The following is an 11,072-nucleotide window of genomic DNA, read 5'->3' as shown; positions in this document are numbered from 1 at the left end:
TGTTCATGACCCCCCCCCCCGGTGTCCGGGGGGGGGGGGGCGGCCTCAACCTCCCCCCCCCCCCGCGCCTGTCACCTACTTGAGGAAGGTGACGATCTTAGAGAATTCGTCAGCCTTCAGGCTAGCTCCTCCAACGAGTGCGCCGTCAACATCGGGCTGGCCCATGATGTCGCGGACGTTCGAGGACTTCACGGAGCCGCCGTACTGGATACGAACGGCATCGGCAACGCCCTGGTCATACAGTTCGGCGATACGAACGCGAATCGCGCCGCACACTTCCTGAGCGTCCTCCGGGGTTGCTACCTCGCCGGTACCAATTGCCCAAATGGGCTCATAGGCGATAACGGACTTGGCTACCTCTTCGGCGGAGAGACCTGCGAGCATTGCATTGATCTGGCCCACCACGTACTCCACATGAGTGCCAGCCTTACGAATATCCAGCGCCTCACCACAGCACATGATCGGAGTCATGCCCGCATCCAGAACCTTCTTGGCCTTGGCGCCAACAAGCTCGTTGGATTCGCCGTGGTACTCGCGACGCTCGGAGTGTCCAACCACAACGTAGCTACAGCCAAGCTTGGTCAGCATACCCGTTGAGACTTCGCCGGTGTAGGCGCCCTCATCGTGGGTGGATACGTCTTGCGCACCATAGCCAATGGGCAGATCGTCGGCATCCACAACGGTCTGGACCGTTCGAATGTCAGTGAAGGGTGGAACCACAACAACCTCGGTTGCCGAGTAATCGTGGCCGAGATCCTTGAGAGTGAGCGCGAGCTTCTGGACAAGGTGATTTGCCTCAAGGTGATCGAGGTTCATCTTCCAGTTACCCGCCATAATTGGGGTACGTGCCATGTGTCAGTCCTCCAGAACTGCGATGCCGGGAAGCTCCTTGCCCTCGAGGAATTCGAGGGAAGCGCCGCCACCTGTGGAAATGTGTGAGAACTTGGATTCGTTGAAGCCCAAGTTGCGTACAGCGGCCGCGGAATCGCCGCCACCAACGATTGAGAAGCCGTCACCGTCTTCGAGTGCCTGCGCCACGGCTTTGGTGCCCGCCGCGAATGCTTCGAATTCGAACACGCCCATGGGACCATTCCAGACGATCGTCTTGGAGTCCTTGATGGCGTCAGCGTAAGCGGTACCAGACTTCGGGCCGATGTCCAGTCCCATTTGATCCGCGGGTATTGAGTCCGCACTCACCACTGATGCCGGGGAATCCGCCTTGAATTCTGGGGCGACGACGACGTCAGTTGGCAGCAGCAGCGTCACTCCGTTTGCCTTGGCGCGCTCAATGTAGGATGCGGCCGTATCAACCTGATCAGCCTCGAGGAGCGAGGTGCCGATCTCATAGCCGAGTGCCTTGAGGAAGGTGAAGGCCATGCCACCACCGATGAGAAGGCGATCGGCCTTATCAAGAAGGTTGTCGATCACGCCGATCTTATCGGACACCTTGGATCCGCCGAGCACCACGGTGTAGGGCCGCTCAGGGTTCTGCGTGGCGCGCGAAAGCGAATCAATTTCCTTGAAGACGAGCTCTCCAGCAGCAGAGGGAAGCAGCTTCGCGATGTCATAGACGGAAGCCTGCTTGCGATGGACCACGCCGAAGCCGTCGGACACAAACGCATCAGCAAGGCTGGCGTACTCGGCCGCGAGGGATTCGCGATCCGCATCAACCTTGGAGTCCTCGCGCTTGTCGAAGCGGACGTTCTCCAGAAGCAGTACCTGTCCATCTTCCAGCGCAGCGGCGCGGGCCTTGGCATCCTCACCAACGGTGTCGCCCGCCAAGGCAACGTCCTGAGCGAGCAGCTCGGTTAGGCGCGCAGCTACCGGAGCAAGAGAAAACTCCGGCTTAACCTCGCCCTTGGGGCGGCCGAGGTGTGCGGAAACGATAACCTTGGCTCCAGCATCGATCAGACGCTTCAGGGTGGGAAGCGCGGCGCGAATGCGGCCATCATCCGTGATATTGCGATCGGCATCGAGTGGAACATTGAAATCTGAGCGGACGAAAACCCTCTTGCCTGCCAGATCACCAAGTGAATCAATTGTGCGCATATAGTTTCCTTTCGAAAATAGGTGCCCGTACACAACGTGTACGGGCACCTATCGAATTCACTGAACTTAGAGCTGCTCGGCAACCAACTTGGTCAGATCAACGAGGCGGTTGGAGTAACCCCACTCGTTGTCGTACCAAGAGAGCACCTTGACGAGGCGGCCGATAACCTTGGTTTCGGTTGCATCGAAGATGGAGGAGTGCGGATCGCCCACGATATCGGTGGAGACGATCGGATCCTCGGTGTACTTGAGAATGCCCTTGAGGGGGCCTTCCGCAGCTTCCTTGACCGCAGCCTGAATCTCCTCAACCGTAACGTCCTTGGAGGCCTCGAACGTGAGGTCCGTCAGGGAACCGGTGGGGGTAGGAACGCGAACTGCGAGGCCGTCGAACTTGCCCTTGAGCTCGGGGATAACCAGAGCAACAGCCTGAGCCGCACCAGTCTTGGTGGGGATCATGTTGAGGGCAGCGGCGCGGGCGCGGCGGAGATCCGAGTGAGGAGCATCCTGTAGGCGCTGATCGCCAGTGTAGGCGTGGATCGTGGTCATGATGCCACGCTCAATGCCGAAGCTGTCGTTCAGGACCTTGGCCAACGGCGCGAGGCAGTTGGTGGTGCAGGAGGCGTTGGAGATGATGTTGTGGTTGGCAGGATCGTAATCCTTCTCGTTCACACCAATCACGAAGGTTCCATCCTCATTCTTCGCCGGAGCGGAGATGACAACCTTCTTGGCGCCACCGTCAAGGTGGGCCTTGGCCTTGGTTGCATCGGTGAAGAAGCCTGTGGACTCAACAACGATGTCAACACCGAGATCGCCCCAAGGAAGATCTGCGGGGTTGCGCTCTGCGAGCACCTTGATTTCCTTGCCGTCAACGGTGATCGAGCCTTCGCCAGCTGCAACTTCGCCCGGGAAGCGGCCCATGATCGAATCGTACTTGAGCAAGTGTGCGAGTGTCTTGGTATCGGTAAGGTCGTTCACTGCCACAACATCAAGATCGGCGCCCTGTTCCTTGAGAGCGCGGAAGAAGTTGCGTCCGATGCGGCCAAAACCGTTAATTCCAACGCGAATGGTCACTCTATTCCTCCTAGTGTGCATGCACACGTCTGGTTTCACGAGCGGTTAGGCCCGTCAGTACCGAACCCTTTTCGTTCGGTCATCGCCATCTATTCTAACCGCTTGTCCCCCACTGTGGTGGGCGTGAAGTCCCTCGTTTTTGAAATATCTCACGCAGTGAAATCTCAAACTCGATTAATGCCGCGCTCCGCGGCGTCAACCGCCGCTAACGTGCCCGGAATACCCAGTTCCGCGGCCTTGCGATCCGCCATCGTGTTGAGGCGGCGGAGCCGGCCGGCAACGGCATCCTTCGTGGCGGGTGGATTCAACCTCTCCCCCAGCAGGTTGAGCGAATCCTCTGGATACTTAATGCGGAATTCCCCCGCCTCGCGAAGGTTATCGGGAACATCATCACCCAGGATCTCGAAGGCCCGTTGAACACGGATAACGGCCACCACGGCAGCGTCAGCAGATCGGCGCATGTTGGCATCATCAAAGTTCGCGAGGCGGTTAGCGGAGCCGTGTACCTCCCGCTCCACGCGTAGCTCCTCCCACTTAAGCACCGAATCGTTAGCTCCCATTCGGGCCAGCATGGTGGAGATCGCATCTCCCTCACGGATATCCACTCGGTGAGCACCTCGCGATTCCCTCGCTCGATACGGAATCTCCATACGGCGCGCTAGGCCACCAATCGCATAGGAAGCCTCTAAGCTTGGGCACACGATCTCGAGAGAAGCGTTGCGGCCGGGCTCCATAAGCGAACCCCGCGCAAGAAACGCCCCGCGCCACGCAGCAGCGGCATCGGCCTTACTCCCACCGATGATCGACGGTGGGAGCCCACGCACCGGCCGTCCGTAGGAATCCAAAAGGCCCAAGCGGCGGGCGATGCGCTCGCCATCCTTACCTACGCGAACCAGGTATTGGTTACCTTGCCGCATCGATGTAGACACAGCCACTAGCTCCGCTTCAACGTTCCACAGCTGCTTGACAAGATCCCACAAGTGACGGGCGCTGGAAGCGTGCCCAAGTTCCGCCTGAACTGTCACCCTCCCGGAGTTAATGCTGAGTCCACCACCAAAGCGGAACATCGCGCAGGCCTCCGCTGTGGCGCTTGACACGATCCGAGGGTGGACCTGTGCAAGCTCATCTTTGACAAAATGTGTCAAGGCTGGCATGTAGCTTCTTTCTAAATCTGTTCGAAGGCATCGCGGTACGCCGCGGCAAAACGCAGTGGATCGTGCCGGGCCGAACCGTCATTCATTCTAACGTTTCGCGCGAGTAGCTGGGCGCCGCATGCTTGCGCAGCCCGCTCAATTTCCGCACGATCATCAATTACGCCAGGATCGATAATAATCGCATCCAGACGCAGTTCGGGCGCGTGATCATTGAACGATCTGATGTGTTCGGCCACGCTCAGGCCGCGCGTTTCCTTTTCGGATCGAAGGTTGAGGGCCAAGACCCGCTTTGCAGAGGTCTCGCACAGCGCCTGATGAAGTTCCGGCACCAACAGGTGCGGAATGATAGAGGTGTACCAAGATCCTGGACCGAGAATGACCCATTCAGCATCATGCACGGCCTCGATAGCCTCCGGCTGGGCCGGTGGATTCTCGGGAAGCAGCCGGACATGATCAACGTGCCCCTGCGTGACGGCCACATCCACCTGACCCCGAACGGTTTCGCAGATACCGTTCTCGGTTACGTCCGCCTCAATCTTGAGCGGCATTGATGACATGGGAAGGACCCGGCCCCGGATCTCCAAGAGCTGCCCCACCCATTCGAGCGCCGGAACAGAGCCACCAAGCTGCTCCCAGAGTGCCACGATCAACAAGTTTCCCAGCGCGTGTCCGTTCAGCGGGCCATCGGATGTGAACCGATGCTGCAACACGTCCCGCCACGTCTGGCCCCACTCCGAATCGTCGCACAAAGCCGAAAGCGCCATACGAAGATCACCTGGCGGCAGCACCCCGAACTCCTGACGTAGCCGCCCTGAGGAACCACCATCATCGGCCACTGTCACGATGGCGGTGATGTTATCGGTGAGAAGACGCAACGCCGAAAGGCTGGCGTAGAGCCCGTGCCCACCGCCTAGTGCGACAACCTTCGGTCCACGAGCCCCGCGCGCCGCAGCCACTTATTCCCTCCCTAGATCGCGGTGAAGGGTCCGAACAGTCCGGCCCCTCTTTCGCAGCTCCTCAGATACAGCCTCCGCGATGGCAACCGAACGATGCTTACCGCCCGTACAGCCAATCGCAATGGTGACAAAGGGTTTGAGTTCGCGGGTATACCCGTCAAGTATCGCGGCCATCAGATTACTGTAGCTGGCGACGAACTCAGAGGCACCTTTCTGTGCAAGAACAAAATCCGAGACGGCGCTATCGTGCCCTGTTAGGTGCCGCAGCTCGCTGACCCAGTAAGGATTCGGTAGGAACCTGACATCGGCAACGTTATCTGCGTCTAAAGGCAGGCCATATTTGAAGCCGAAAGACATAACGGTGACCTGCAGGTCGGTTGGAGATTCGTTCGCCACGAGGTGGCGGATTCTCCGTGAAAGATCGTGCACAGAGAGTTTGGACGTATCAATGATCGTGTCCGCGCGCCCCTTGAGATTCTTGAGCTGCCGGCGCTCCTCATGGATGCCATCGAGCAGACGTCCGTCACCTTGAAGTGGGTGGGGCCGGCGCACGGATTCGTAGCGGCGTACCAATTCGTCGTCGTCACAATCCAAAAACAAGAGGCGATAGCCAAGCCCGCCTTCACGCAACTGATCCAGCGTGACACTCAGCTCCGAGAACTCCCGCGAGCGTACGTCTACAACCGCGGCGAGCCGCTTTACCCCGCCATCGGGAGTCATCAACCCGGCAAGTGCCCGGAGGAATCGTGGCGGAATGTTATCCACGACGTACCAGTCAAGATCCTCGAGCGTTGCCGCGGCACGCGAGCGGCCAGCACCCGACATACCCGTAATCACGAGGATTTCGGGAAGCTCGGTAGCGGGCAGGGAGGCTGCGGCATCCTGTTGCGGGATGCCAACGGGAATTGCACCGGTATCGTTGATGTCACTCATAGCCACCATCTTGCCACACCCGTGGCGCTCGTCACTCCTTTGGGGTATGAAGTGCTTGAGAAATCGTCGCTGCCAGGGCAGGGCCTATCCCCGGCGCCTCCATCAAATCGTCAATGCTGGCCGCCCTGATTTTGGAGACGGACCCAAAGTGTTTGAGTAGTGCCTTCTGCTTAGCCGGGCCCAACCCGGCAATCTGGTCAAGAACAGACCGTGTCATCGCCTGTCCCCGCTTCTTCCGGTGGAATGTAATGGCAAAGCGGTGCGATTCATCGCGAAGCTGCTGGAGCAGTCGAAGGGCTGGCGATGTACGCGGGAAAATAACCGGGAACACGTCACCCGGCACCCATACCTCTTCGAGCCGCTTGGCAAGTCCAATTACGCGAACATCTGCGTCCAGCTCATCAACCACACGCTGGGCCGCGTTGACCTGCGGCAGCCCTCCGTCCACCACGAGCAGATCTGGGCGGTAAGCGAACCGGCGTGGCGCCCCGGACACTTGGCCGGACCCTTCTAGCTGGTCCTCAGCTGGCTCATCCTCCGCACCCCCGGCATCGTCCCCGGCTGCGCCTTGGACTAACCGGGAAAGACGCCGGCGCAGCACCTCATCCATAGCTGCCGTATCGTCCGGCACTCCATTTCCTTCCGGCCCGCGAACGATAAAATGCCGGTAGTCCGCCTTCTTGGACAGGCCGTCTTCAAAAACCACCATTGAGCCGACCTGCTGGTGGCCCTGAGTATGTGAGATGTCATAACACTCTATGCGAAGCGGTGCCCGATCTAGCTCTAAACCCTCCCGGAGCTCTTCAAGGGCTTGCGAACGCACCGTGAGGTCCGAGGCGCGCGCCAACTTGTGGCGCTGGAGAGCCTGCACCGCATTCTCGTGAACCGTCTGGGAGAGCTGTGCCTTGTTACCCCGTTGAGGAACCTTCAGATGGACCGGCCGATCCCCGCGCCGCTGGCGCAGCCAATTCTCAATCTGGGACACATCGGAGGGGAGCTCCGGCAACCAAATCTGGCTGGGAATCGCATCGGTACGAGTGTGCTTGCGATCGTCAATCGCCTTGGACTCGGCCCGCGCGGGGTCAACCGCGTCATAGTCTTGGGCGCCGTACACCTGAAGAAGGAGTTCGGCCACGATCTCACCATTGGCCATGCCACCCACCTGTTCGGTGACCCAGCCGCGCTGGCCGCGGATTCGCCCGCCGCGTACGAAGAACACCTGGACGGAGGCCTCCAGCTCATCTGCCTCAAGCCCGAAAATGTCCGCGTCCAGATTCTCATCGAATACCACGACGTTGCGTTCGCCAGCCGTTTCCAGAGCAGAGACCTCATCGCGAAGGCGCGCCGCCCGCTCGAACTCCTCAGCTCCCGCGGCATCCATCATCTCTTTCTTGCGCTCTCGGATAATGCCGGAGGTGTCTCCCTCCAAGAAATCAATGATTTGTAGTGCCGTCTCGCGGTGCTGCTCTGGTCCGATCCGTCCCACGCACGGCGCCGTACACTTGCCAATGTAGCCAAACAGGCACGGCCGCCCTGCGCGTTGAGCCTGATTGAACTGACCCTTCGTGCATGAGCGCATCGGGAACGCGGTGAGGATGTTGTCCAGCGTTTCCCGGATCGCCCACACCTTGGTATAGGGGCCGAAGTATCGAGTACCCGGGCGATGCTTTTCCCGGGTAATCCACACCCTAGGAAACTCCTCAGAAAGTGAGATTGCGAGGTAGGGATAAGACTTGTTATCCCGGAACACCACGTTGAAGCGCGGTTCAAACTCTTTGATCCACGAGTACTCCAGCGTGAGCGCCTCCACCTCGGATCCCACCACCACCCATTCAACGCGGCTGGCGGTATACACCATCTGGCGGATACGGGGAGAAAGGCCCCTCTCATCTTGAAAATAGTTAGCTAGGCGGGCCCGCAGACTCTTCGCCTTGCCCACGTAGAGGACGCGGCCCTCCGGATCCCGGAAGCGATACACCCCGGGCTGAGCCGGGACGCTTCCCGGCGCGGGCCGATAACTAGCCGGATCAGCCATTACAGCATCGGCGCCAAGAATTGGCCGGTGAACGAAGCAGAGTTCTTGGCAACCTGTTCCGGCGTACCCTCTGCCACCACTAGGCCGCCTCCGGCGCCGCCCTCAGGACCCATATCAACGATCCAATCGGCGGACTTAATAACGTCCAGATTATGTTCGATCACGATCACCGTATTCCCCTTATCGGCCAAGGATTGCAGCACCTGAAGAAGCTTGCGGACATCTTCAAAGTGTAGCCCGGTCGTGGGTTCGTCAAGGATATAGACAGTTTTGCCAGAGGAACGGCGGTGCAGTTCGGAGGCCAGCTTGACGCGCTGGGCCTCGCCTCCCGACAGAGTGGTTGCGGCCTGCCCCAGGTGGACGTAGCCCAAGCCCACCGATTCCAGAGTGTTCAGGTACCGGGTGATGGACTGGATGGGATCGAAAAACTCGCGCGCCTCATGAATCGTCATGTTGAGAACATCCGAGACGGACTTACCCCGATACTTCACTTCGAGGGTCTCCCTGTTGTATCGGGCCCCGTGGCACACTTCGCAGGGCACATACACATCTGGCAGGAAGTTCATCTCAATCTTGATAGTGCCATCGCCCTTACAGGCTTCACACCGTCCGCCTTTGACATTAAAGGAAAAACGCCCGGGCCCGTACCCGCGAACTTTTGCCTCCTGCGTTTGGGCAAACAGTGTGCGAATCTTGTCCCATACCCCCGTGTAGGTGGCCGGATTCGAGCGCGGGGTACGCCCAATCGGGGACTGATCTACGTGAACAACCTTATCGAGGTTCTCAGCTCCCGTAACTGCCTTGTGACGGCCCGGGACAGTGTGTGCTCCATTGAGCTGATTGGCAAGGGCCTGGTACAGAATCTGGTTCACCAACGTGGACTTGCCCGAGCCGGATACACCGGTCACCGCGATCATGCAGGACAGTGGGAAATCAACGGAGACGTTATCTAGGTTGTTCTCCCGCGCGCCGGTGACGCGGATCTTCCTCTTGGAATCGATGGCACGGCGTTTGGGCGGCACGGGAATCTGGCGCTTACCGGCCAGGTATTGACCTGTGATCGAGCGGCCATTGGTCAGGATCCCGTCAACAGGTCCTGAGTAGACAACCTCTCCCCCGCGTTCGCCAGCGCCCGGCCCGATATCCACCAGCCAGTCTGCCGTGCGGATAGTTTCCTCATCGTGTTCCACCACGATGAGGGTATTGCCTAAATCGCGCAGCTTCGTCAGTGTGGCGATGAGACGGGCATTATCCCGCTGATGCAGGCCGATCGAGGGCTCATCCAGAACGTAGAGCACTCCCACCAGCCCCGAGCCGATCTGGGTGGCAAGGCGGATGCGCTGGGCCTCGCCTCCCGACAAGGTGGCTGCCCCGCGGGAAAGAGTGAGGTAGGTCAAGCCCACGTCTACGAGAAATCCGAGCCGAAGCTGGATCTCCCGGAGCACCTGGTCCGCGATCTTGGCCTGACGCTGATCCAACGTCAGGCCATCGAGGAACTTTTTCGCTTCGAAGATCGAAAGCTCGCACAATTCATAAATGTTCTTGCCACCAAGCCGCACGGCAAGCACTTCTGGCCGAAGGCGAGCGCCGTGACAAACCGGGCACGCAACCTGCCGCATGTATCCCTCGTAGCGTTCACGGGACCACGATGATTCGGTCTCATCGTGCTTTCGCATCACGTAGTGAAGCGCTCCTTCGAACCCCGAGGCGTAGATGCGCTCCTTACCCCAGCGGTTCCGGTACTTGACCTTAACCTTGTAGTCTTTGCCGCGCAGGATCGCGTTGCGGGCAGCTTTCGGAAGGTCTTTCCACGGCGTGTCCACTGTGAACCCAAGTTCCTCACCCAAGGCCTCAAGTTGCCGCGTGAAGAAGTCCTGATGGCTCGTCCAGGGCTTGACCGCACCCTGTTCGAGGCTGAGGCTTTCGTTCGGGACCACGAGTTCCGGATCCACCTCTAGGCGCGAGCCAATACCGTCGCACTCCGGGCACGCCCCGTAGGGCGCGTTGAAAGAGAAAGTCCGGGGCTCGATTTCTTCGAGCGCTAACGGATGGTTATTGGGGCAGGCTCGTTTCTCCGAGTATCGCCGGAAACGGTCAGGATCCTCTGCCTCCGTATCAACGAATTCGACGACGACGATTCCATCGGCCAGCCGCAGAGCCGTTTCGATCGAATCAGTGAGGCGCGAGCGGATACCTTCACGGGACACCAGCCGGTCCACCACCACATCAATATTGTGGCGGAGCTTCTTCTCTAGTTTCGGGGGATTGTCAAGCCTCACCAGCTCGCCATCAACGCGGGCACGGGTGTAGCCGGCCGCTGACAAATCGTCAAACACGTCCTGATACTCGCCCTTACGGCCACGCAGCACAGGGGCAAGCACCTGGAACCGAGTCCCTTCGTCCAACTGCTCGATCGAATCGACGATCTGTTCGGCGCTCTGGGCCTGAATGCGTTCTCCACATACAGGACAGAACTGCTCACCGGCACGGGCGTAGAGGAGCCGCAAATAATCGTAAACCTCGGTCACGGTGCCCACGGTGGATCGCGGGTTGCGATTCGTGGATTTCTGATCAATAGAAACGGCTGGTGAGAGCCCCTCGATGAACTCCACATCAGGTTTATCCATCTGGCCCAGGAACTGGCGTGCATACGAACTGAGCGACTCCACGTACCTGCGTTGACCTTCGGCGAAGATCGTATCGAAGGCCAGAGAAGACTTTCCGGAACCAGAGAGCCCGGTAAACACGATCATTTGATCGCGAGGAAGCTCGATAGAGACATTCTGCAGGTTGTGTTCACGGGCACCTTGCACACGAATCAGTTCACTCACATCGAGCATCCTACACCACTAGAACAACTGTTCGGCGCTCAAG

General features: G+C 59.2%; 8 protein-coding genes. All 8 read right to left on the bottom strand.

Features of this window, described 5'->3' with window-relative positions:
- Positions 1-75: 75 nt before the first annotated feature.
- The 8 genes from tpiA to uvrA all read right to left on the bottom strand — a co-directional run bounded on the left by tpiA (position 76) and on the right by uvrA (position 11,038).
- On the bottom strand, positions 76-852 hold the full coding sequence (gene tpiA, locus DD236_RS05500) for a triose-phosphate isomerase (protein ID WP_109093385.1): 777 nt from the start codon (positions 850-852) through the stop codon (positions 76-78).
- A 3-nt stretch (positions 853-855) separates the two neighbouring features.
- Positions 856-2,049 (bottom strand): phosphoglycerate kinase, encoded by a 1,194-nt coding sequence (locus DD236_RS05495; RefSeq protein WP_109093384.1) that lies wholly within the window; start codon positions 2,047-2,049, stop codon positions 856-858.
- Positions 2,050-2,115: 66 nt separating this feature from the next.
- The gene (gap, locus tag DD236_RS05490; RefSeq protein ID WP_109093383.1) at positions 2,116-3,120 is read right to left on the bottom strand and encodes a type I glyceraldehyde-3-phosphate dehydrogenase; all 1,005 of its coding nucleotides are present in this window, start codon (positions 3,118-3,120) and stop codon (positions 2,116-2,118) included.
- 164 nt (positions 3,121-3,284) lie between these two features.
- A complete protein-coding gene (gene whiA, locus DD236_RS05485; RefSeq protein ID WP_109093382.1) occupies positions 3,285-4,274 on the bottom strand; it encodes a DNA-binding protein WhiA in 990 nt (329 codons plus the stop codon).
- 11 nt (positions 4,275-4,285) lie between these two features.
- Positions 4,286-5,230 carry a gluconeogenesis factor YvcK family protein gene (locus DD236_RS05480; protein ID WP_109093381.1) on the bottom strand — a complete coding sequence of 315 codons (945 nt, stop codon included), beginning with the start codon at positions 5,228-5,230 and terminating at the stop codon, positions 4,286-4,288.
- On the bottom strand, positions 5,231-6,163 hold the full coding sequence (gene rapZ / locus DD236_RS05475) for an RNase adapter RapZ (protein WP_109093393.1): 933 nt from the start codon (positions 6,161-6,163) through the stop codon (positions 5,231-5,233).
- Between the two features lie 31 nt (positions 6,164-6,194).
- The gene (gene uvrC / locus DD236_RS05470; protein WP_109093380.1) at positions 6,195-8,198 is read right to left on the bottom strand and encodes an excinuclease ABC subunit UvrC; all 2,004 of its coding nucleotides are present in this window, start codon (positions 8,196-8,198) and stop codon (positions 6,195-6,197) included.
- Entirely contained in the window at positions 8,198-11,038 is a 2,841-nt protein-coding gene (gene uvrA / locus DD236_RS05465; protein WP_423716459.1) for an excinuclease ABC subunit UvrA, read from the bottom strand. Before uvrA ends, uvrC begins: the two co-directional genes overlap by 1 nt.
- Between the last annotated feature and the right edge of the window lie 34 nt (positions 11,039-11,072).

It is taken from the genome of Ancrocorticia populi (assembly GCF_003123745.1).
GTDB classification, from domain to species: Bacteria; Actinomycetota; Actinomycetes; order Actinomycetales; family Actinomycetaceae; genus Ancrocorticia; species Ancrocorticia populi.
Note: the sequence above shows the minus strand (reverse complement) of the source record. Positions and strands in the feature narration are given on the sequence as shown.